The following is a 21,770-nucleotide window of genomic DNA, read 5'->3' as shown; positions in this document are numbered from 1 at the left end:
CGAAACGGGCCGCACCCCCGAGGGGATGCGGCCCGTTCGACGTAGCCGGACCTAGTGGCCGCTGGTGATCTCGGTGCTCTCCTTGGTGGCGCCTTCGCCCACCGCGGACTTGTCGACATCACCGGGACCGTGGCCGTTCGACCGGGCGCGGTCCAGTGCGGCGGTCTCCTCCGCCGGGTCCGCGATCACCCAGCCACCGGGCACCGCGCGACCGGCCGAGCCCAGCTTGTTCATCTTCTTCGGCACCGACGCGCCCTGGTACTCCAGCGGCACCGCGTGACCGTGGTCGTCCACCGGGCCGAGCGGCTGGTGGATCTCGATGAACTCACCGTGCGGCAGCCGCTTGATGATGCCCGTCTCGACCCCGTGCTCCAGCACCTCGCGGTCACCCCGCTGCAGGCCGATGCAGATCCGGTAGGTCAGGTAGTACGCCAGCGGCGGCGCCAGCAGGATGCCGATCCGGCCCGCCCAGGTGGTCACGTTCAGCGAGATGTCGAACGTGAACGCGATGATGTCGTTGAACCCGGACATCATCAGCACCATGAAGAAGGTCAGCGCCATCATGCCGATGCTGGTCCGGACCGGGTTGTCCCTCGGCCGTTGCAGCAGGTTGTGGTGCGCGGTGTCGCCGGAGAGCTTCCGTTCGATCCACGGGTACGCCAGCAGCAACCCGATCAGGATCGGCATGCCCAGCGCACCGACGAAGAACACCGGCGGGATCGTGTAGTTCCCGAGGTAGAGCTCCCAGGCGGGCCAGATCCGGAGCATGCCGTCCGCCCAGGCCATGTACCAGTCCGGCTGCGAACCGGCGGAGACCTGCGACGGGTTGTACGGGCCGATGTTCCAGATCGCGTTGATCTGGAAGATGCCCGACATCGCCGCGATGACCCCGGTGACCAGCGCGAAGAACGCACCGCCCTTGAGCGCGAACACCGGCATGATGCGCACGCCGACGACGTTGGTCTCCTTGCGCCGCGGCCCGGGGAACTGGGTGTGCTTCTGGTACCAGACCAGCGCCAGGTGCGCGCCGACCAGCGCCAGCATGATGCCCGGGATGAGCAGGATGTGCAGCGTGTACAGCCGCGGGATGATCTCTGTCCCGGGGAACTCGCCGCCGAAGAGCGCCCAGTGGATCCAGGTGCCCATCACCGGCACCGACAGCACGATGCCGGACAGGGTGGCGCGGATACCGGTACCGGAGAGCAGGTCGTCCGGCAGCGAGTAACCGAAGAAGCCCTCGAACATGCCCAGGACCAGCAGCAGCGCGCCGATCACCCAGTTCGCCTCACGCGGGCGCCGGAACGCACCGGTGAAGAAGATCCGCATCATGTGCACGAACATCGCCGCGACGAAGATCAGCGCGGCCCAGTGGTGCAGCTGGCGGACGAACAACCCGCCGCGGACCTCGAAGGTGATGTCCAGCGTGCTCGCGAACGCCTTGGACATCTCGACGCCCTGCAGGTTCTGGTAGGCGCCGTCGTAGATGACCTCCTGCATGGAGGGATCGAAGAACAGCGTCAGGTACACCCCGGAGATGATCAGGATGATGAAGCTGTACAGCGCGATCTCGCCGAGCAGGAACGACCAGTGGGTCGGGAACACCTTGTTCAGCTGGTGCCGCATGCCCTTGGCCAGGTGGTACCGGTCGTCGGCCCAGGTGGCCCCGGCCGCGGCGGCCTTTTCGGCCGGGTTCGACCCCTTCGTGGGGGTGGTCAGTGAACTCATGACTTGCGCTCCCAAAACCCAGGACCGACTGCCTCGATGAAGTCACCTCTCGCGACGAAGTAGCCCTCTTCGTTCACGGTAATGGGCAACTGGGCGAGTGCGCGAGTCGCCGGCCCGAAAACCGGCTTCGCGTAGTGCAGTGCGTCGAACTGCGACTGGTGACACGGGCAGAGGATCCGGTTGGTCCGCTGCTCGTACAGCGACGTGGGGCAACCCACGTGGCTGCAGATCTTCGTGTAGGCGTAGAAGTCGCCGAAGTTGAAGTCCTCCTGGCCCTCGCGCTTGACCACGCGCGCGGCGTCGGCCGGGCGCAGGCGGATCAGCATGACCGGGTTGTCGGACCGCTTCAGCGCCTTGGCCAGCAGCTCGTGGTTGCCGCGCTCGGACTCGCGGAACGGGAACACCGTCTCCATCGCGCCCGCTTCGAGGTCCTCCGGGCGCACCAGCGAGGGCTCCTCCGGCTCGTGGCCGAGGTGCGCGGTGTGCCGTCGCAGGTAGACGACCTCACCCGGGTAGTTCGGCTGCCAGCCGGTGTGCCACAGGGAGTCGCGGTTCTCGGTGTCCTTCCACGGGTCGCGGATGAACGACGCGAGCGGCAGCGCGACGGTGGCCAGGCCCAGCGCGCCGGCGCCGAGGCCGACGCTGCGCTTGATCGCCGAGCGGCGCGCGATGGTGCTGCGGTTGCCCGCGTCGGCCAGCTGGGCGACGATCGTCGCCTTGTCGACCTCCTTGGACCCGCCGTCACCGCGCTCCTGCACCGCGATCTCGTCCGGGATGAACTTCTTCGTGTAGAGCAGTACGCCGACGGCCAGCGCGAGCACCGCGAGGCCGAGGGTGATCCCCAGCATCGGGGTGTAGAGCGAGTACCAGAAGTGCCCGGTCTCGTCGGTCGGCGACTTGTACTGCCACGGCCACCAGATCAGTGACACCACGAAGCCGAGCCCGGACAACGCGGAGATCAGGAACCAGATGGCCACCGAGCGCTCGGCGCGCTTCTCCGCCTTGGTGCCCTTGACCGGCCACTTGTCCTCGTAGTGGACCAGCTCGACGCCGTCCAGGTTGGTACCCAGCTTCACCAGCTGGTCGCGGTCCATGTCCGCCAGTTCCGCCTCGGTCGGCGGCTTCGGCTCTTCGCCGCTACTCATGCGCTAAGCCCTCGATCCAATCCAGAGGGTCACACCGACCAGCGCGGCGATCCCCACGATCCACGCGATGACGCCCTCGGAGGCCGGCCCGAACCCGTTCAGGCCGTTGCCGCCCGGGTTGTTGTTGCCGTCCGACACCGACTTGACGTACGCGATGATGTCCTTCTTCTCTTCCGGCGTGAGCTGCCGGTCGGAGAACTTCGGCATGTTCTGCGGGCCGGTGAGCATCGCGGTGTACAGCTGCTCCTCGGTGGCCGGGGCCAGCGGCGGGGCGTACTTGCCCTCCGACAGCGCGCCTCCGGCACCGGTGAAGTTGTGACAGGACGCGCAGTTCAGCCGGAACAGCTCGCCACCGCGAGCCGGGCTCTCGCCGCGCAGCTCCTCACCCTTTTCGGCGGGCCGCTGCGGACCGCCGCCGTTCGCCTGGATGTAGGCGCCCAGTGCGTCGATCTCCTCCGGGGTGAGCTTCGGCGGCTTGCGCGCGGCCTGCGCCTCCTGGCGCACGGCTGGCATGCGGCCGGAGGAGGTCTGGAAGTACACCGCGGCTTCGCCGATGCCGACCAGGCTCGGGCCCTTGTCCTGCACGCCTTCGAGGTTCGCGCCGTGGCAGGTGCTGCAGGTGTTGTTGTAGATCTCCTCACCCTTGCGCAGCAGCGCGGGGTCGACCTGCGCCTGCGCGGTCTGGGGCTCGGGGGCGAACAGGGCGTAGAGCCCGCCCGCGCTCAGCAGCGCGACAAAAAGCGCCAGAAGGCCGGCTACCCGCCGCTGGAACTTCGTGCGGCGCCGCCGTGGCTTCGTCGCCGAGGCGGGTTTCTTGCTGGTGGTCATCTCTGCGGCAACCCTTGCTGTCAGTTCGGCCGGGACGGCTGGTCTCAGGGAACGATGTAGATCACCGCGAACAGCCCGATCCACACGATGTCGACGAAGTGCCAGTAATACGACACCACGATCGCCGAGGTGGCCTGGGCCGGGGTGAACTTGCTCAGCCGGGTGCGGATGAGCAGGTACACGAACGCGATGAGCCCGCCGATCACGTGCAGACCGTGGAAGCCGGTGGTCAGGTAGAAGACCGTGCCGAACGCACCGGACGGGATGGTCACGCCCTCGTTGATCAGCTGGAGGTACTCGTAACCCTGACCGCCGACGAAGATCGCCCCCATCAGCAGGGTGATCAGGTACCACCGGCGAAGCCCGTAGACGTCACCCTTCTCCGCCGCGAACACGCCGAGCTGGCAGGTGAACGAGGACGCCACCAGGATGATGGTGAAGGGCAGCGCGTACGGGAGGTTCAGGTGGATCGGTTCGCCGGTCGACTCCAGGATCGGCGGCCAGTGGCCGCTCGAGTTCTGTGCCTTGACCGTGAAGAACATCGCGAACAGCCCAGCGAAGAACATGAGCTCGCTGGACAGCCAGACGATGGTGCCGACGCTGACCATGTTGGGCCGGTTCAGCGAGTGCACCCGCTGGCTGATGGTGGGAGCCGTTGTCACGAGTCGCATTATGTCCTCTCGTTACCGTCGCCCGTCCCCCGGGTCTCCGGCGCGTCGCGGGCGAACTGGATCACACTCGCGGACGCCCTGGTGCTGGGCGCGGCGGCACCGGGCAGATAGCATCGGCGCATCCCGCTCCACAACCAGGCCGGAGGCAGTTTTCATGACCGAGTCGACCGCGAAGAAGATCCTGGTCTTCAGCCACCGCGCCGAGGTGCGCGAGTCGATCATCTCCGCGGTCGGCCGCCGTCCAGCCACCGACCTCGGACGGGTCGACTACCTCGAGGCCGGCACCGTGGCCGAGGTGCTGATGGCGATGGACGCGGGTGAGGCGGATCTCGCAATTCTCGACGGTGAGGCGCAGCCGACCGGCGGCATCGGGCTGACCAGGCAGCTCAAGAACGAGATCGCCGACTGCCCCCCGATCGTGGTCGCGGTCCGGCGCAAGGACGACCGCTGGCTGGCCACCTGGTCGCAGGCGGACGCCGTGCTGGTGCACCCGCTCGACCCGCTGACCGCCGCCGAGACCGTCGCCGAGGTCCTGCGCGCCACGCCGGTCCCGGCCGTCCGCGGCTGAGCCCGCCGTGCCCGAGCACAGCTGGCCGGTACTGCTCAACCAGCTCATCGACGGCGCCGACCTCTCCGCGCGGGACACCGCGTGGGCGATGGACCAGGTGATGTCCGGTTCGGCCACCGACGCGCAGGTCGCCGGGTTCGCGGTGGCGCTGCGGGCCAAGGGCGAGACCCCGGCCGAGATCTCCGGCTTCGCCGAGGCGATGCTGGCGCACGCCCGCCGGGTGCACGTGGACATGGCCGCGGTGGACATCGTCGGCACCGGCGGTGACCGCTCCGGTTCGGTGAACATCTCCACGATGACCTCGCTGGTGGTCGCCGCGGCCGGCGCGCCGGTGGTCAAGCACGGCAACCGCGCGGCCTCGTCGAAGTCCGGCGCGGCCGACGTGCTGGAGTCGCTCGGCGTGGCCATCGACCTGCCGCCCGCCGGGGTGGAGCGCTGCGTGGCCGAGCTGGGCATCGGCTTCTGCTTCGCGCCGATCTTCCACCCGGGTTTCCGGCACGCCGGCCCGACGCGCCAGCAGCTGGGCGTGCCCACCACGTTCAACCTGCTCGGACCGCTGACCAACCCGGCCCAGCCGTCGTCGGCGCTGATCGGCTGCGCCTACCGGGACAAGACCGCGGTGCTGGCCGAGGTGTTCGCCCGGCGCGGCAACTCGGTGCTGCTGGTCCGCGGGGACGACGGGCTGGATGAGATCACCACCACAACCACGACTTCGGCGTGGGTGGTCTCACGCGGCCAGGTCCGCGAGGAGTCGATCGACCCGGCCGCGTGGGAGATCGCCCGCTCGACCGCTGAGGACCTGCGAGGCGGGGACGCCGCCTTCAACGCCGAGGTGGTGCGGGAGCTCGTCTCCGGCAAGCCTGGGCCGGTGCGGGATGCCGTCCTGGTCAACGCGGCGGGCGCGCTGGCCGCGCACACCGGGTTCACCGGCTCGCTCACCGAGGACATCGGCTCGGGCCTGGCCAGGGCCGCCGAGGCGATCGACTCCGGCGCCGCCGCCGACCTGCTCACCCGGTGGGTCGCGCTCTCCACGTCACTGAAGTAACTGAACGCTCCAGGGCCCGCCTCCGATCTCGGGGGCGGGCCCTTTTGCGGTCGACGGCGGTCGCACGACAAAGCGGCCCGCCTCCCCGGTCAGGGTGGCGGGCCGCTCCGATGACTCGCGTCAGTCGTGGTTGGGGCCGGTGTGGTACTCGAACACCAGGCCGCCGATGGTGATCAGCAGCATCACGATCGCGGTGACCAGCAGCCAGATCTCGAAGAAGGCCATCGCCACGCCCGCGGTCGCCGCGGAGGCGGCCAGGCCGACCGGCCAGTAGCTGCCGGGGCTGAAGAAGCCCAGCTCACCGGCACCGTCGCTGACCTCGGCGTCCTCCCGGTCCTCCGGCCGCGGCTCGATGCGGCGGGCGACGAAGCGCAGGTAGCTGCCCGCCAGCAACGAGAGACCACCGGTGAGGATCAGCGCCACCAGGCCGACCGGCTCGACGCCGTACGGGCTCATCTTCCCGGTCATCACGCCGTAGACCACGGCGACCAGGAAGGCGAAGAGGGTGACGATGTCGAAGATCCTGGCTTCGACCTTCATGGGGCTTTCCTCACTCTGAGCTGCGGACTACGGACTGCGGGGTCGCGATCAGCCGGTCGCGGTCCGGGCGGTGCGGTCGGTGTTGAACGGCTGCGTGGTGGTCGCCTGCGGCGCGCACAGCTCACCACAGTTCAGCGCGGACAGCGCCTCGGCCGTGGTGTTCGGCTTGCCGGTAGCCGGGTTGACCTGGGTGCGCAGCCGGATGAACTGGTCGTACTTGTCCGGCGAGAGCGCCCGCACCTCGAAGTTCATCACCGAGTGGTAGGTACCGCACAGCTCGGCGCAGCGGCCGACGAAGGCACCTTCGCGATCGATGGTGTTCTCGAACGAGGAGTCCTGGTTGTTCTTGTCCGGGTGCGGCATCACGTCGCGCTTGAAGTGGAACTCCGGCACCCAGAACGAGTGGATCACGTCGGTGGAGAGCAGGTTGTACCTGATCGTGCGGTCCGTCGGCAGCACCAGGATCGGGATCTCGGCCGAGCTGCCGACCGTGCTGATCGTCTGGGCCTCGGCGTCGCGCGACTCGCTCGGGTAGCGGAACTCCCAGTTCCACTGGAAGGCGATCACGTCGACGGTGACGTCCGGGTCCTCGGTCTTGGCCAGCACCTTCGACTCGGTGGTCGCGGTGAAGAAGAACAGCACGCAGACCATGATCACCGGCACGACCACGCAGAAGAGCTCCAGCGGGACGTTGTACTGGAACTGCCTCGGCAGCTCCTCCGTCACCCCGTCCGCGGCCTTCTTCTTGCGGTGGAAGGCGACCGACCAGAAGATCAGCGCCCACACGATGACACCGACCACCAGTGCGGCGATCACCGACCAGGTCCACAGGTTGCGCATGCTCTCGGCCTGCGGGGTGACCCCCTCCGGCCAGCCGAAGCGCAGGACCTCATCCCCGGAGCACCCGGTCGCCGTGGCGGCGACGAGCGCGGCCAACCCGGTCACCTTGCCGACCTTCGACCGCCTCTTGGCCGGGGTGCGCTCTGCAACGCCCACTGCGGGATTCCTCCTAGCGCGATCCATTTGACGTCCCGGAGCCTAGCCGAGCAACCGGGCGGTCCCGACCAAGGGGTAATCGTTCGTGTCGGCCATACTTGGCCACTCGACTTACGGCTACGACCAGAGGTGTGTGAAGACACGTGTGCGGCCTGCTCGGACTGGTGTGCGCCACTGAAGAAGACGCGGCGAAGGCACGGGACGCGGTGGGCGCGGCCCTGCGCTGTCAGCGGCATCGCGGTCCCGACGAGACCGACACTTGGGCGGACGCCGAGGTGGTCTACGGGTTCAACCGGCTCGCCTTCATCGACCTCGAGCACTCCCACCAGCCCCTGACCTGGGGCCCGCCGGAGTCGCCGAACCGGTACACGATGAACTTCAACGGCGAGATCTACAACTACCTCGAACTGCGTGAGACGCTCGCCACGGAGCACGGCGCGAAGTTCAACACCGAGGGTGACGGCGAGGCCATCGTGGCCGCATACCACTTCCTCGGCCCGGACGCGGTCAAGAAGCTGCGCGGCATGTTCGCCTTCATGATCTGGGACTCGCAGGAGAAGCTGGTCTACGGCGCCCGCGACCCGTTCGGCATCAAGCCGCTGTTCTACTCCGAGGGCCCCGGCGGCGTCGCCTTCTCCAGCGAGAAGAAGAGCCTGCTGGAGCTGTCGGACACCCTGGGCGTCAAGCAGCAGCTCGACCAGATCGCGCTGCAGCACTACCTGACCCTGCAGTACGTGCCGGAGCCCGAGTCGCTGCACGCCGGCGTGCGCCGGATCGAGTCGGGCACCTCGTTCACCGTCTCCCCCGGCGGCCAGGTCAAGACCGAGCGCTACTTCTTCCCCGAGTTCACCGCGAAGCCGGTCTCCGGGCCGAAGGGCTCCGAGGAGCTGTACGAGCGCATCTCGCAGGTCATGCAGGACTCGGTGGCCAAGCACATGATCGCCGACCCGGACGTGACCGTCGGCGCGTTCCTCTCCGGCGGCATCGACTCCACCGCCACCGCGGCGCTGGCCAAGCGGCACAACCCGAACCTGATCGCGTTCACCACCGGCTTCGAGCGCGAGGGCTACTCCGAGGTGGACGTGGCGGCCGAGTCGGCCGAGGCGATCGGGGTCAAGCACGTCATCCGCACCGTCTCCAGCGACGAGATGATGGAGGCGCTGCCGCTGATCGTCTGGTACCTCGACGACCCGGTGGCCGACCCGGCGCTGGTGCCGCTGTGGTTCATCGCGCGCGAGGCCCGCAAGTACGTCAAGGCGGTGCTCTCCGGCGAGGGCTCCGACGAGCTGTTCGGCGGCTACACCATCTACCGCGAGCCGCTTTCGCTGGCGCGCTTCGAAAAGATGCCGGGAGCGGTGAAGAGCCTGCTGGGCAAGGTGTCCACCAAGATCCCGGAGGGCACCCGCGGCAAGGACCTGCTGCGCCGCGGCTCGCTGTCGCTGGAGGAGCGCTACTACGGCAACGCGCGCATCTTCCGCGAGGACCAGCTGCGCGGCGTGCTGCGCAACTTCACCGACGGCGTCGGGCACCAGGACGTCACCGAGCCGTGGTACCGGATCTCGCGGGACTGGGACCCGGTGGCGCGGATGCAGCACGTGGACCTGTTCACCTGGCTGCGCGGCGACATCCTGGTCAAGGCGGACAAGGTGACCATGGCGAACTCGCTGGAGCTGCGGGTGCCGTTCCTCGACGCCGAGGTGTTCAAGGTGGCCGCGAGCATCCCGCTCGAGGAGAAGATCACCCGCGAGACCACCAAGCACGCGCTGCGCCGCGCGCTGGACGGGATCGTGCCCGCGCACGTGCTCAACCGGCGCAAGCTGGGCTTCCCGGTGCCGATCCGGCACTGGCTGCGCACCGACATGTACGACTGGGCGCGTGGCATCGTCTCGGACTCGAAGACCGAGGACCTGTTCGACAAGGCGGCCGTGCTGCGGATGCTCGAGGAGCACAAGGCGGGCACGCTGGACCACAGCCGCCGGATCTGGGCGCTGGTGGTCTTCATGATCTGGCACGGCATCTTCGTGGAGAACCGGATCAAGCCGGAGATCCCGGAGCCGGTGTACCCGGTCAAGCTCTGAGCGCGGTGAAGGTGGCTTTCCCGGCAGGTTGTCGAGTGCCGGGAAAGCCACCTTCACGGCTTCACTGGGGCAGGTACTCGTTCGAATAGGTGCGGGAGAGGTCCATCGGGGCGCTCGCGATCTCGGTGTCGAACTGGGAGAGCACCCGGTGCACCGCCTGCGCGCCGTCCGCGGGCATGGTGCCGTCCCGCGAGAAGGACTCCTTGGCCCGCCCGATCGCCTGCACGTAGACGCCCCGGTCGCCCTGGGCGTACTCGGCGGGCATGCGCGCGGCGATCTCGTCCGGTGAGTGCTGTTCGATCCACCGCAGGGTCTTGACGATCGCGTTGGCCAGTTTCCGCGCGGTGTCACCGTTGCCGGCCAGCCACTCGGCCGAGGAGTACAGCACCGCGGCCGGATAGGCGGGCACCCCGAAGTCCTCCTGCACGCCCTGCGCGGTGCGCGTGTCGGTGAGGATCTTCACCTTGTCCACGCCGACCCTGGTCTGCAGCACCGAAACCGCCGGGTCGATCATCACCGCGGCGTCCACCCGGCCCTGCTCCATCGCGGCCACCGCACCCGCGTCCCCGCCGATGCCCTGCACGTTCGCCGCGCCGGGGTCGAGCCCGTGCTTGCTCAGCAGGTACTTGAGGAAGAAGTCGGTGGAGGAGCCGGGCGCGGTCACGCCGACGTTCGCCCCGGCGAGGTCGTCGATCGAGTCGATCGGCTTGCCTGCCTTCGGCGAGACGGCCAGCACGATCGACGGGTACCTCAGCATGGTGACGAACGACTTCACCTCCTTCTTCTTGGCCTGCATCTGGATGGTGTGGTCGTAGTAACCGCTGACCACGTCCACGCTGCCGCCCTGCATGGCCTGCAACGCCTTCGAGCCGCCCTGCAGGTCCTCCAGCTTGACCTTGAGGCCCTCCTCCTCGTAGTACCCGAGCTGCTGCGCGAGCGTGGTCGGCAGGTAAACCAGCAGCGGCTGGCCGCCGACCCCGATGGTCAGTTCACCCCCCTCGACGCGTTCCCCCGGTTTCTGCTGACAAGCGGTCATCGCCAGCGCCGCCGCGAGCAGCAGCGCGCCCACCCTCGCCCGCTTCATCGTTGTCCTCCCAACTCGATGCCGCGGCGGGGCTTCCACCGCAGCAGGTGGCGCTCGACGCGGTCGACTCCCGCATCGACGACGAGCACCACCACCGAAAGCACGACCATGCCGGTGAACACCCCGGTGGTGTCGAAGGTCCCCTCGGCCTGGGAAATCAGGTACCCCACCCCGGCCGAGGAGCCGAGGTACTCGCCAACCACCGCGCCGACGATGGCGAAGCCGACGCTGATGTGCAGGCTGGAGAAGATCCAGGTGAGCGCGCTCGGCAGCAGCACGTGCCGCACCAGCTGCCCCTCCCCGGCGCCGAGCATGCGCGCGTTGTCGATCAGCACCCGGTCGACCTCGCGCACGCCCTGGTAGGTGTTGAAGAACACGATGAAGAACACCAGCGTGATGCCGAAGGCCACTTTGGACCAGATGCCGAGGCCGAACCACAGCAGGAAGATCGGCGCCAGCACCACGCGCGGCAGCGAGTTGAGCACCTTGAGGTACGGATCGAAAACGCGCGCGACGAATTCCACGCGGGCCAACAGGAAACCGATCACCAGGCCGAGGAAACCGCCCAGCACCAAGGCGAGCGCGGCTTCGAGCAGGGTGATGCCCAGGTGGTCCCAGATGTAGCCGGTGCCGAACCACTCCACCGCCCGCGCCGCGATGTCCGACGGCTTGGAGAAGAAGAATTCGTCGACCACGCCGGTGCGCGAGCCGATCTCCCAGCCCGCCACCAGCAGCACGGCGAGTCCGACCTGCGCGGCGAGCACGGCCGGACTGCGCCGCCTGGTCCTACGCCTTGGTGCGGTTGACGTCGCGGTCATAGGTCGCCATCACCTCGTCCCGCAGATCGGCCCAGATCGCCCGGTAGATCTCGGTGAACTCGGGCTCGGTCCGGATGTCCAGCAGGTCGCGCGGGCGCGGCAGGTCCACCGGGTAGCGCCCGACGACCCGGCTCGACGGCCCGGCGGAGAGCAGCACCACCTCGTCCGCGAGGGAGATCGCCTCGTCGAGGTCGTGGGTGACGAAGAGCACGGTCTTGCCGCTGCCGGTCCACAGCCCGAGCAGCTCGTTCTCCATCACCTGCCGGGTCTGCACGTCGAGCGCGCCGAACGGCTCGTCCATCAGCAGCAGTTCCGGATCGCCGATCCAGGTCTGCGCCACCGCGGTCCGCTTGCGCATTCCGCCGGAGAGCTGGTGCGGATAGGAGTTCTCGAACCCGGCGAGGCCGACGCGGCGCACCCAGTCGCGGGCCCGCTCCAGCCGTTCGCGCTTGCCGATGCCCTTCAGCTCCAGCCCGAACGCGACGTTGTCCAGCACGGTTTTCCACGGCAGCAAGGCATCCTGCTGGAACAGGTAGCCCGCTCGCCGGTTCAGCCCGCGCAACGGCTCGCCGTCGACCAGCACCCGGCCCGCCGACGGCGCGCGCAGCCCGGCCACCGCGTTGAGCACGGTCGACTTGCCGCAGCCGGTCGGGCCGACGATGGCCACGAACCGGCCGCCGCCCACGGTCAGGTCCACTTCGGACACCGCGGTGTACGTCCCGGTCGCGGCCGGGTAGGCGATGGTCACCGCCTCCAGTGCCACCGCCGGTCCCCTGCTGCTGTGCGCGTTGTCGTCCGCCACCCCTGTCACCTCCGGCTAGCCCTCGGCAGTCAGCTCCGCATGCCCCATCGCCGCCGAGAGGCGTCTCGCCGCGGTGACCACCGCTTCGGTCCACATCGGCCGGTTCGCGTCGGTGAAGCGCTGTTCGGGCATGCCGATGCCGAGCACCGCGACGAGCGCACCGGTGTGGTCGTGCACCGGCGCGCTGATCGACGCGGTGCCGGGATCGCGTTCGGCCACGCTGTCGGCCCAGCCGCAGGCCTGGATGCCGCCCAGTTCGGCACGCAGGCGGTCGGCGTCGACGATGGTGGCCGGGGTGTACGCGGTGAGTTCGCCGAAGTCGAGCACGCGGTCGCGGACGTCGTCCTCGTAGGCCAGGAACACCTTGCCCGCCGAACCCGCGTGCAACGGCATGACCTGGCCGATGCCGACCAGCCGCACCACCTCGTGGCGGGTCTCGGCGAGGCCGACCAGCACGCGCTCGTCCCCGTGACGCACGAAGAGCACCGCGGTTTCGCCGGTGGTGTCGCGCAACGCGTCCAGTTCGGGTTGCGCGAGCATGGTCAGCCGCGACTCGACGCGGCGGCTGCGCGCCCAGCGCAGCACCCCGAGGCCGACGAGGTACCGGCCGGCGATGACGTCGAGAAAGCCTTCGGCCACCAGGTTCTGCAGCAGGCGCACGGTGGTGCTCACCGGCAGTCCGGTGGCGCGCTGCACCTGGCGCCAGGTCAGTCCGCCCGGCTCGGCCGCCACCACGTCGATCACCCGCCGGGACTTGGCCAGCACCAGGATCGGCTGACTCGGCTGACGGACTCCCCCGGCCCGAGCGTCCCCGACGACCATTGGCACCGCTCCCCGAGCCACCGCGCTCCACCACATCGTGGAAGGCGTTCCGTAATGTGGTCGAGAATAGCCCATCTGTGATCTGGACAACACCATCTTTCCCAGATCACGGGAGAACTTGTCCACTTTTCCGGGGAATCACCTCGAATTGACTGCGCCGCGTTGCTGCATTCGGGGCGCACTGTGCGTGATACGACTCACCGGTGATCCACCTTTCCGCAGTTCGGCGGAAACTCGGTGGATTAACGCTTGTTCAAGACCGAGTATCGTCACCGGCGGCTGATCAACGTCCGATTCGCCACCCCCACCGGGAAATCCGACCGGCGCGCCACCCGCGAGCCGGTCGTTCGCGCGCGTCCACAACACGCCAGGAGGCACGGTGAAGCACGTACTCGACCACCAGCGGAGTTCGCTTTCGCACGGATGCGGGGCCAACCGGCACTTCTGGCGCGGTGCGTGGCTCGACGAGGACGAAGTGGACAGACGCATCGGCGCACTCGGCCGCACCGCGCGGACGGTGCTGGACGGCGCGCGGCTCAACCCGCTCGTGGTGGTCGCGGCGTGCGGGCGGCTGCGTGCCCTGCTGAACGCGCCGCGCACCGATCTGCGCGGCAGGCTGACCGATCGGCTGCGGGCGCGCAACATCAGCGGCGCCAAGATCGACCGGGTGTTCACCGACCTGCTCACCGCGCTGCCGCGGCTCACGCACACCGGTTTCCACGGCCGCGCGGCCGAAGCGCGGCTGCACACGCACATCGTCGCGGGCAGCGAGCCCGCGGTCGGCGCGCTGAGCGCGCTGGAAGGGCTGCTCTCCGGTCACTTCAACGTGGTGAAGACCAGCCGGGACGACTCGCTGTTCACCGCCGAACTGCTGGCCGGCCTCGCCGGGCAGGACGTCACCGGGCAGATCGCCGCGCGCGTGGTGGTCCTGCGCTTCTCCGCGGTCGAGCGCCGTGACTGGATGAGCCAGATCTGCGACCCGGCCGACACCGTCGCCGTCTGCGGCCCCAGGTTCACCCACGCCCACCCGGCCGCACCGAACTAGCGAGTGTTTGACGGTGTTGCGTGGCGGTGCGGGTAGCGGTGCCGGTTGACGGCCCACAGCAAGCGGCTGCGCCGCCGATAAAGCCACTGCCTAGTCCACAAAGGACTCACTGCGGGGACTCACTGCGGAGAAGTGGGGCACCACCGGCCTTTCCGGCCCGGTGCTGCCCCACCGCGAGGATCAGGGCAGGATGCGCCGGATGTCGTCGGCCGCTTCGGGGCCGAAGGCCTCGGAAATGCGGGCCAGCGCGCTGGTCGCTTCGAACTGCCATTCCTGCGTGCCGACGGTCTCCAGCACCAGCACCGCGATCAGCGAACCCAGCTGAGCGGACCGCTCCAGGGTGAGCCCGCCGTGCAACCCGGCGAGGAAACCGGCCCGGAAACCGTCGCCGACGCCCGTCGGGTCGGCCTTCGCCAGCTCCGGCACGGCCGGCACCTGGAGGTTCGTCCCGTCGGCGCCGACGATCTCGACGCCCTTCTCGCCCAGCGTGGTGATCCGCAGGCCGACCCGGCTGAGCACGTCCGCCTCGGTCCAGCCGGTCTTCTGCAGCAGCAGTTCCCACTCGTAGTCGTTGCTGAACAGGTACTTCGCGCCGTCGATGAAGTCACGCGCCTGCGAGCCCTCCATCCGCGCCAGCTGCTGCGACGGGTCGACCGCGAACGCGTACCCGCGCTGACGGCACTCCTGCGCGTGACGCAGCATGCCGTCCGGGTCGTCCGGGCTGAGCATGGTCAGCGACAAGCCGCCGACGCGGTCGGCGATCGGGCCGATCTCGATGTTGCGGGACTCGGCCATCGCGCCGGCGTAGAAGGTGGCGATCTGGCACAGGTCGTCGTCGGTGGTGCAGACGAAGCGAGCCGTGTGGGCCACTTCGGACACGTGCACGCCGGCGGTGTCCACGCCGTGTCGTTCGAGCCAGGAGCGGTAGTCGTCGAAGTCCGCGCCGACCGAACCGACCAGCACCGGCCGCACCCCGAGCACACCGAGGCCGAAGGCGATGTTCGCGCCGATGCCGCCACGCCGGACGATCAGGTCGTCGGCGAGGAAGCTGAGGGAGACCCGGTGCAGCTGCTCGGCCACGAGCTGCTCGGCGAACCTCCCCGGGAAGTGCATCAAATGGTCCGTCGCGATGCTGCCGGATACCGCTATTCGCGCCGTGGCTGCCACCGGTTCTCCTTGTTCGGGTACGTCAGGCGGTCAGGGGCCCGAAGTTACCGCCCGGTCATGCCCCATCCGGGTGCTTCGGGCACACCCGGCCGACATTACCGCTTGGTACCGGTGTTCGAATCCGCCGAGCGCGCATACGTTCGGCGGAGTGAGCACAACTACCGAACCCGAAACCATCGGCGAACTCATCGCCGACTGCGCTGACCTGCCCGAACAGCTGCACGCCTGTGCGAGCACGCCCGCCGCGCCGAAAGCGGCGCCGCGCTGGACGGTCGACGAGCGCTGCCACGCCCAGGTCGCCGAGCTGGACGCCTACGTGTGAGCTGAAACACAGAAAAAAGCGGGGCCGGAAGTGATCCGGCCCCGCTTTTCCACGTTTTTCCAGCCGCGACTCAGTGGAACGAGTCACCACACGCGCAGGAACCGGTGGCCTGCGGGTTGTCGATGGTGAAGCCCTGCTTCTCGATGCTGTCGACGAAGTCGATCACGGCCTCGGAGACGTACGGCGCGCTCATCCGGTCCACCGCCACGCGGAGGCCGCCGAAGTCGCGGAAGAGGTCACCGTCGAGGGTGCGCTCGTCGAAGAACAGCTGGTAGCGCAGGCCGGCGCAGCCACCGGGCTGGACGGCGATGCGCAGGTGCATGTCGTCGCGGCCCTCCTGCTCGAGCAGGGCTTTGGCCTTGGCGGCCGCGGCGTCGGTCAGGGTCACGCCGTGGGTGGCCTCGGCGGCCTCCGTCTGGCCACCGGTCTGCTCAGCGGTCGTCATGACTCTCCCTCGTGGGTCTAGCGGTGGGCAGGAATACCCCGTTACCGGGGCAACAACCTCGCTGCCCGTTCTGTTCCACGCCCTCGGCGCACCTCCCATGGTGACACATGTCGCGACCGGCTGAACGGCGGCGGCCGGGCCTGCAATACCCTGACGAGGTGAGGTTCCTGCGCCGTAACAGCACCACCGCCGCCGATACGCCCGACGAGGACGCACCGGAGGTCGCCGACGCCGTCGACCAGGCCAGGGGGTTCACCCCGAGCAAGGGTCGAGCCACGCCCAAGCGGCGGGAGGCCGAGGCCAAGCGCCGGGGTCCGGTGGCGCCGCCGCCGAAGACCATGCGCGAGGCGATGAAGCGGAACAAGGAACTGCGCAAGCAGAACCCGGTGAGCAAGGAGGATCGCCGCGCCGCCGCCAAGGAGCGCCGCGACCGGATGAACGCCGGCGACGACAAGTACCTGCTGCCGCGCGACCGCGGCCCGGTCAAGGCCTACGTGCGGGACCTGGTCGACGCCAAGCGGAACCTGCTCGGCCTGTTCATGCCGCTGGCGCTGCTCGTCTTCGTCGCGCTGCTGGTGCCGAACGTGGACATCCAGCGCTACGCCACCCTGCTGTGCACGGTGATGCTGCTGGGCATGGTGGTCGAGGGTTACTTCAACGGCCGCCGGGTGGCCAAGGCGGTGCGGGAGAAGTTCCCCAAGGAGGAGATCAAGGGCCGCTCGGTCGGCTGGTACGCGTTCATCCGCGCCAGCCAGATCCGCAAGCTGCGCGTGCCCAAGCCCCGCGTCAGCCCCGGCGACACGGTCTGAATCTTCCCTCCCTCCGGGGAAACCGGCTAAACTGGCGACGCCTGAAGATCTTCACACTGCTCGTCATATGGGGGCAGTGAGAAGAGCCACCGCTTCCGTGAGGGAGCGGCACACCCGCGGGGCTTCGCGCCTCGCGGGCCAGCGGTTCGCCTGGCTGCGTCACTCAGCCACCCGGGGCCGAGCCGTTGCGCGCCGATTTCCGGTCGGCCATGGCCAGGCACCCACTGCCAGCCTCACCGGCCGGTGAGCACGCCTCGGGACTCGTCCGGCGGCAAGGGTTGGTCGTGCCCGCGGCTTCGTGGATCGTCGACGTACTGAAGCTCACCCCCATCGCGGCGTTCGCCGTGCTGTTGCTCCCGCACCTGACCGGCCTGGTGTTCTACGGCCTGTTCCTCTGGCGCGCCGTGCCCGAATGGGAGTTCTCCTACGAGGCGTTCGGCGTGAAGCTGCGCTGCGGTCCCCCGGCCGCCGAGGAAGAGGCTGGAGCGGCTCCAGGTCGTTAGCTGGGCGAACGAGTACCGGCTAGGCTCGGCACCATGGAGTTTCGTCGCCTCGGCCGCAGTGGCCTGAACATCAGTGAGATCTCGTACGGCAACTGGCTCACCCACGGCTCGCAGGTGGAAGAGGACCAGGCACAGGCCTGCATCAAGGCCGCGCTCGACGCGGGCATCACCACCTTCGACACCGCTGACGTGTATGCCAATACCGCTGCCGAGTCCGTGCTCGGCCGTGGCCTGGCCGGGCAGCGCCGCGAGAGCCTGGAGATCTTCACCAAGGTCTTCTGGCCGACCGGCCCGAAGGGGCCCAACGACAAGGGCCTGAGCCGCAAGCACATCATCGAGTCGGCCAACGCTTCGCTGAAGCGCCTCGGCACCGACTACATCGACCTCTACCAGGCGCACCGGTTCGACCGCACGGTGCCGCTGGAGGAGACCTTTCTCGCCTTCGCCGACCTGGTCCGCCAGGGCAAGGTGCTCTACGTCGGCGTCTCCGAGTGGACCGCCGAGGAGATCACCCGCGGGGCCGCGCTCGCGCGCGAACTGAAGGTGCCGTTCATCTCGAACCAGCCGCAGTACAACGCGCTCTGGCGGGTGATCGAGGCGCAGGTCATCCCGGCCTCCGAGCGCGAGGGCCTGAGCCAGATCGTCTGGTCGCCGATCGCCCAGGGCGTGCTTACCGGCAAGTACAAGCCGGGCCAGCCGCTGCCGGAGGGCTCGCGCGCCACCGACGAGAAGGGCGGCGCGAACTTCGTCCAGCGCTACCTGAACGACGACGTGCTGACCCGCGTGCAGAAGCTGGAGCCGCTGGCCGCCGAAGCCGGGCTCTCGCTGGCGCAGCTGGCCGTGGCCTGGGTGCTGCAGAACCCGAACGTGGCCTCGGCCATCATCGGCGCCTCCCGGCCGGAGCAGGTGCACGAGAACGTGAAGGCGGCGGGCGTGAAGCTCGACGCGGACCTGCTCACCAAGATCGACGACATCCTCGACGGTGTCATCGAGCGCGATCCGTCGCTGACCAAGTCGCCGTAGCCCGGCCACCGGTCTGCCGTGAAGGTGGCTTTCACGGCAGGCCGGCCTCCCGGAGCAGGTGCTCCACCACACGCAGGTCGTGCGGGTAGGTCACCTTCAGGTTCCGCTCCTCCCCCGGCACCCAGTGCACCGGCAGCGACGAGAAGCGCTCCATGCAGGACGCGGTGTCGGTGCCGATGAAGCCTTCGCGGTCGGCCTGCTCGTAGGCGGCCAGCAGCGGTCCGGCCAGAAACCCTTGCGGCGTCTGGACTCGCACCGCGCCGTCGAGCGTGCCGCCATAACCGGCGCCGTCGGTGCCGTTCTCGGTGGCGATCACCACGTCGTCGGCGGTCAGCCCGGGGACCGCGCCGCCGAACTCCCGCGCCGCCTTCAGCACCGCGGTGAGCAAGCCGTCGGAAGCCAGCGGGCGCGCGCCGTCGTGGATCAGCACGGTGTCCACCTCACCGGCGTCGATGCGGCTCGCGAGATGCCGCAGCGCGCACAGTTCCGAGCCCTGCCTGCTCGCGCCGCCGTGCACCAGTTCCACGTCGAGATCGCCGACGACCTCGCGCGCGAACTCCTCGTCCTCCGGGCGGATCACCAGCACCAGCACGCCGAACTCCGGGATCCGCGCGAAGGCGTCGAGCGACCAGCAGGCCAGCCGCCGCCCGGCGAGCGGGAGGTACACCTTGTTCAGCTCGGCGCCGACGCGGCTGCCAGAGCCGCTCGCCAGCACCACACCCGCCGCGGTCGTCACGGCCAGAAGTCTAAGGGCGGTAGCGTACGCGTGTGGACGCCGCCGACTTCCCCGAACTTCCCCTGCCGGACGAGATCGCCCGCGCGGAAGCCCAGCGCCTGACCGGAACCCTGATCACCCCGAACGGCTCGCTTGGCAGGCTCGAAGAGCTGGGCGCCTGGGTGGCCGCCTGCCAGGGCCAGTCACCGCCGCGCCCGTTCACCCGGCCGCGCGTGGTGGTCTTCGCCGGTGACCACGGCATCGCCGCGAACGGGGTCTCGGCCCATTCCGCCGAGGTGACCGGACAGCTCGTCGGGGCCACGCTCACCGGCGGCGCCCCGCTGAACGTGCTGGCGTCGGCCGCGGGAGCGACCGTGCGCGTGGTCGACCTGGCGGTGGACCGCGAGGGCTCCGCGACCCCGGAGGCGGCCGAGCTGAAGATCCGCCGCGGTTCGGGATCCATCGACCACGAGGACGCGCTGACCGACGAGGAGGTGCGCGCCGCGATCCAGGCCGGGCGCACCGTCGCGGACGCCGAAGTGGACAGTGGCGCCGACCTGCTCGTCGCCGGGGAGATCGGCGTCGCGAGCAGCACCCCGGCCTCGGTGCTGGTGGCCGCGCTGACCGGCGCCGAGCCGGTCGCCGTGGTGGGTCGCGGCTCCGGGATCGACGACAACGCGTGGATGCGCAAGGCGGTCGCCATCCGCGACGGACTGCGGCGGGCACGTGCCGTGCTGGCCGATCCGGTCGCGCTGCTGCGCACCACCGCGGGCGCCGACATCGCCGCGATCACCGGCTTTCTCGCCCAGGCCGCGGTTCGCCGCACGCCGGTCCTGCTGGACGGGCTGGTGGTCGGCGCGGCAGCCCTGGTCGCGGAGGAACTGGCGCCGGGCGCGCGGAACTGGTGGGTGGCCGCGCACAGGTCGAGCGAACCGGCGCACGCGATGGTGCTGGAACACCTGGACCTGGACCCGGTACTGGACCTGGACCTGCGCATCGGCGGCGGCAGCGGTGCGGCAACGGCGCTGCCGCTGGTCACCATGGCGGCACGGGTGCTGGCCGAGACGAGCAGCTACGAACAGGCCGGCGTGACGCCACCGAAGTAGGGGCGGCCGGTGGCCCGGCCGCCCCCGTGCTCACTTCAGCTTCTGCATCCAGCCGTGCGGGTCGGGGCGGGTGCCCTCCTGGATACCGGTCAGCTGCTCGCGCAGCTTCATGGTCAGCTCGCCCGGCTCGCCGTCGCCCATGACGAACTCGCCGCCGTCGTACTTGACCCGGCCGACCGGCGTGATCACCGCGGCGGTGCCGCAGGCGAACACCTCGGTCAGCTCACCGGAACCGGCCGCCTGCTCCCACTCCTCGGTGGAGATGCGGCGCTCCTCGACCGGGAGTCCGTTGTCGGCGGCCAACTGCAGCAGCGAAGCCCGCGTCACGCCCGGCAGCAGCGCGCCGGAGAGTTCCGGCGTCACCACGCGGGCGTCGGCCCCGGAGCCGAAGACGAAGAACAGGTTCATCCCGCCCATCTCCTCGACCCACTTGTGCTCCACCGCGTCCAGCCAGACCACCTGGTCGCAGCCCTGCTCCACGGCCTGCGCCTGCGCCACGAAGGACGCCGCGTAGTTGCCGGCGCACTTGGCGAACCCGGTGCCGCCCGGCGCCGCGCGCACGTACTCGGTGGAGAGCCACACGCTCACCGGCTTCACACCACCGGCGAAGTAGGAACCGGCTGGCGAAGCGATCACGCTGTACAGGTACTCCGTCGCCGGCGCGTTCACGCCGAGGCCGACCGAGGTCGAGATCATGAACGGGCGCAGGTACAGCGACTCGCCCGCCTTGGTCGGCACCCAGCGCTCGTCCACCGCGATCAGCTCGCGCAGGGATTCGAGGAAAAGTTCGTCGGGCAGCTCCGGCATCGCCATCCGCACCGCTGACCGGCGGAACCGGGCGGCATTGGCGTCCGGTCGGAACGATGCGATCGATCCGTCGGGCTGCCGGTAGGCCTTGAGCCCTTCGAAGATCGCCTGCGCGTAGTGCAGCACCGACGTCGCCGGGTCGAGGCTGAGCGGCCGGTACGGCCCAACCTCCCCGTCCTGCCAGCCGCCCTGCGCGGTGTGGCGCAGGGTGACCATGTGGTCGGTGAAATGCGTCCCGAAGCCCGGGTTGGCCAATACCTCGGCGACCCGCTGGGGACTGGCCGCGTCCGGGTTCGGGGTATGGGTGAAGGGCATCGTGGTCGTCATGCGAAGACGATAACTCTTAGTTGGACGTCAGAGTATTCCACGCCTGGTTGTCCACCCCGCTACGCTGGAACCGTGACCTACCAACCCGCGCGGCCCGCCCAGGGCAACAGCGTATCCGCCGGTGGCGCGTCGGACGTGAAGACCTTCGTCGCCGCCGCACTGCTCCCCTTCGCCGCCGGGCTGCTGGTGCTCGTCGGCGCGCTGCTGATCGGCGTGTTCGGCGGCATTCTCGGCGTGATCGCCGCGATCTTCGGCGCCGTCTGGTGGCGCAGCCTCAACGGCAAGAAGTTCTTCCCGCGCGACATCGGCAAGGGCGCGATGATCGGACTCTCCGTCACCACCGCGGTGCTCCTGCTGCTCGTCGTGCTGATGGTCTGAG

At 69.3% G+C, this 21,770-nt stretch carries 24 protein-coding genes; 10 read left to right on the top strand and 14 right to left on the bottom strand.

What is annotated here, in order from left to right; all coding sequences use genetic code 11:
• Positions 1-51: 51 nt before the first annotated feature.
• From YIM_RS12295 to YIM_RS12280, 4 genes are read right to left on the bottom strand one after another with little or no spacing between them, the layout of a single operon-like run.
• The gene (locus YIM_RS12295; protein ID WP_153030478.1) at positions 52-1,725 is read right to left on the bottom strand and encodes a cytochrome bc complex cytochrome b subunit; all 1,674 of its coding nucleotides are present in this window, start codon (positions 1,723-1,725) and stop codon (positions 52-54) included.
• Entirely contained in the window at positions 1,722-2,870 is a 1,149-nt protein-coding gene (locus tag YIM_RS12290) for a ubiquinol-cytochrome c reductase iron-sulfur subunit (protein ID WP_153030477.1), read from the bottom strand. Before YIM_RS12290 ends, YIM_RS12295 begins: the two co-directional genes overlap by 4 nt.
• Before the next feature lie 3 nt (positions 2,871-2,873).
• The gene (locus YIM_RS12285; RefSeq protein WP_153030476.1) at positions 2,874-3,698 is read right to left on the bottom strand and encodes a c-type cytochrome; all 825 of its coding nucleotides are present in this window, start codon (positions 3,696-3,698) and stop codon (positions 2,874-2,876) included.
• 44 nt (positions 3,699-3,742) lie between these two features.
• Positions 3,743-4,369, bottom strand: a complete 627-nt coding sequence (locus YIM_RS12280; protein ID WP_153030475.1) for a heme-copper oxidase subunit III — start codon at positions 4,367-4,369, stop codon at positions 3,743-3,745.
• Positions 4,370-4,523: 154 nt separating this feature from the next.
• Here YIM_RS12280 and YIM_RS12275 point away from each other — a divergent pair, with 154 nt between their 5' ends.
• Positions 4,524-4,937 (top strand): hypothetical protein, encoded by a 414-nt coding sequence (locus YIM_RS12275; RefSeq protein ID WP_153030474.1) that lies wholly within the window; start codon positions 4,524-4,526, stop codon positions 4,935-4,937.
• A gap of 7 nt (positions 4,938-4,944) precedes the next feature.
• Entirely contained in the window at positions 4,945-5,982 is a 1,038-nt protein-coding gene (trpD, locus tag YIM_RS12270; RefSeq protein WP_153030473.1) for an anthranilate phosphoribosyltransferase, read from the top strand.
• A gap of 120 nt (positions 5,983-6,102) precedes the next feature.
• Here trpD and YIM_RS12265 read toward each other — a convergent pair whose 3' ends face one another.
• Positions 6,103-6,522 carry a cytochrome c oxidase subunit 4 gene (locus YIM_RS12265; RefSeq protein ID WP_153030472.1) on the bottom strand — a complete coding sequence of 140 codons (420 nt, stop codon included), beginning with the start codon at positions 6,520-6,522 and terminating at the stop codon, positions 6,103-6,105.
• A 48-nt stretch (positions 6,523-6,570) separates the two neighbouring features.
• Positions 6,571-7,518: a cytochrome c oxidase subunit II gene (gene coxB, locus YIM_RS12260; protein WP_153030471.1), complete on the bottom strand. Its 948-nt coding sequence runs from the start codon at positions 7,516-7,518 to the stop codon at positions 6,571-6,573.
• A gap of 143 nt (positions 7,519-7,661) precedes the next feature.
• Between coxB and asnB the strand changes: the two genes are divergently transcribed.
• Positions 7,662-9,596 carry an asparagine synthase (glutamine-hydrolyzing) gene (gene asnB / locus YIM_RS12255; protein ID WP_153030470.1) on the top strand — a complete coding sequence of 645 codons (1,935 nt, stop codon included), beginning with the start codon at positions 7,662-7,664 and terminating at the stop codon, positions 9,594-9,596.
• A 61-nt stretch (positions 9,597-9,657) separates the two neighbouring features.
• On the opposite strand, the gene YIM_RS12250 is transcribed toward asnB, so the two are convergent.
• The 4 genes from YIM_RS12250 to YIM_RS12235 are packed head-to-tail and all read right to left on the bottom strand — an operon-like array spanning position 9,658 to position 13,122.
• Positions 9,658-10,680, bottom strand: a complete 1,023-nt coding sequence (locus YIM_RS12250; RefSeq protein ID WP_153030469.1) for an ABC transporter substrate-binding protein — start codon at positions 10,678-10,680, stop codon at positions 9,658-9,660.
• The gene (locus YIM_RS12245; protein WP_153030468.1) at positions 10,677-11,498 is read right to left on the bottom strand and encodes an ABC transporter permease; all 822 of its coding nucleotides are present in this window, start codon (positions 11,496-11,498) and stop codon (positions 10,677-10,679) included. Before YIM_RS12245 ends, YIM_RS12250 begins: the two co-directional genes overlap by 4 nt.
• A complete protein-coding gene (locus tag YIM_RS12240; protein ID WP_228004688.1) occupies positions 11,467-12,300 on the bottom strand; it encodes an ABC transporter ATP-binding protein in 834 nt (277 codons plus the stop codon). Before YIM_RS12240 ends, YIM_RS12245 begins: the two co-directional genes overlap by 32 nt.
• Before the next feature lie 15 nt (positions 12,301-12,315).
• Positions 12,316-13,122: an IclR family transcriptional regulator gene (locus tag YIM_RS12235; protein WP_194240129.1), complete on the bottom strand. Its 807-nt coding sequence runs from the start codon at positions 13,120-13,122 to the stop codon at positions 12,316-12,318.
• A 379-nt stretch (positions 13,123-13,501) separates the two neighbouring features.
• Here YIM_RS12235 and YIM_RS12230 point away from each other — a divergent pair, with 379 nt between their 5' ends.
• On the top strand, positions 13,502-14,167 hold the full coding sequence (locus tag YIM_RS12230; protein ID WP_153030466.1) for an acyl-CoA reductase: 666 nt from the start codon (positions 13,502-13,504) through the stop codon (positions 14,165-14,167).
• 180 nt (positions 14,168-14,347) lie between these two features.
• Here the strand turns inward: YIM_RS12230 and YIM_RS12225 are convergent, their stop codons facing one another.
• Positions 14,348-15,334: a carbohydrate kinase family protein gene (locus YIM_RS12225; protein ID WP_153030465.1), complete on the bottom strand. Its 987-nt coding sequence runs from the start codon at positions 15,332-15,334 to the stop codon at positions 14,348-14,350.
• Between the two features lie 148 nt (positions 15,335-15,482).
• Here YIM_RS12225 and YIM_RS48565 point away from each other — a divergent pair, with 148 nt between their 5' ends.
• Entirely contained in the window at positions 15,483-15,656 is a 174-nt protein-coding gene (locus tag YIM_RS48565) for a hypothetical protein (RefSeq protein WP_194240128.1), read from the top strand.
• Positions 15,657-15,726: 70 nt separating this feature from the next.
• Here the strand turns inward: YIM_RS48565 and YIM_RS12220 are convergent, their stop codons facing one another.
• Entirely contained in the window at positions 15,727-16,101 is a 375-nt protein-coding gene (locus tag YIM_RS12220) for an iron-sulfur cluster assembly accessory protein (RefSeq protein WP_153030464.1), read from the bottom strand.
• 158 nt (positions 16,102-16,259) lie between these two features.
• On the opposite strand from YIM_RS12220, the gene YIM_RS12215 reads away from it, so the two are divergent.
• The 3 genes from YIM_RS12215 (at position 16,260) to YIM_RS12205 (ending at position 18,436) form a co-directional block, all read left to right on the top strand.
• On the top strand, positions 16,260-16,910 hold the full coding sequence (locus YIM_RS12215) for a DUF3043 domain-containing protein (RefSeq protein ID WP_153030463.1): 651 nt from the start codon (positions 16,260-16,262) through the stop codon (positions 16,908-16,910).
• Between the two features lie 284 nt (positions 16,911-17,194).
• Positions 17,195-17,413, top strand: coding sequence for a hypothetical protein (locus YIM_RS12210; protein ID WP_153030462.1), 219 nt, complete (start codon positions 17,195-17,197; stop codon positions 17,411-17,413).
• Between the two features lie 33 nt (positions 17,414-17,446).
• Positions 17,447-18,436, top strand: coding sequence for an aldo/keto reductase family protein (locus YIM_RS12205; RefSeq protein WP_153030461.1), 990 nt, complete (start codon positions 17,447-17,449; stop codon positions 18,434-18,436).
• 31 nt (positions 18,437-18,467) lie between these two features.
• Here YIM_RS12205 and YIM_RS12200 read toward each other — a convergent pair whose 3' ends face one another.
• Positions 18,468-19,154, bottom strand: coding sequence for a 2-C-methyl-D-erythritol 4-phosphate cytidylyltransferase (locus YIM_RS12200; RefSeq protein WP_153036934.1), 687 nt, complete (start codon positions 19,152-19,154; stop codon positions 18,468-18,470).
• Between the two features lie 50 nt (positions 19,155-19,204).
• On the opposite strand from YIM_RS12200, the gene cobT reads away from it, so the two are divergent.
• On the top strand, positions 19,205-20,257 hold the full coding sequence (gene cobT / locus YIM_RS12195) for a nicotinate-nucleotide--dimethylbenzimidazole phosphoribosyltransferase (protein WP_153030460.1): 1,053 nt from the start codon (positions 19,205-19,207) through the stop codon (positions 20,255-20,257).
• 30 nt (positions 20,258-20,287) lie between these two features.
• Here cobT and YIM_RS12190 read toward each other — a convergent pair whose 3' ends face one another.
• Positions 20,288-21,391, bottom strand: coding sequence for a branched-chain amino acid aminotransferase (locus tag YIM_RS12190; RefSeq protein WP_153030459.1), 1,104 nt, complete (start codon positions 21,389-21,391; stop codon positions 20,288-20,290).
• A gap of 72 nt (positions 21,392-21,463) precedes the next feature.
• Between YIM_RS12190 and YIM_RS12185 the strand changes: the two genes are divergently transcribed.
• A complete protein-coding gene (locus tag YIM_RS12185) occupies positions 21,464-21,769 on the top strand; it encodes a hypothetical protein (protein ID WP_153030458.1) in 306 nt (101 codons plus the stop codon).
• Position 21,770 lies beyond the last annotated feature (1 nt).

This window comes from Amycolatopsis sp. YIM 10, from assembly GCF_009429145.1.
Taxonomy (GTDB): domain Bacteria; phylum Actinomycetota; class Actinomycetes; order Mycobacteriales; family Pseudonocardiaceae; genus Amycolatopsis.
The sequence above is the reverse complement of the archived record's forward strand: the minus strand, read 5'-3'. Positions and strand labels throughout refer to the sequence as shown.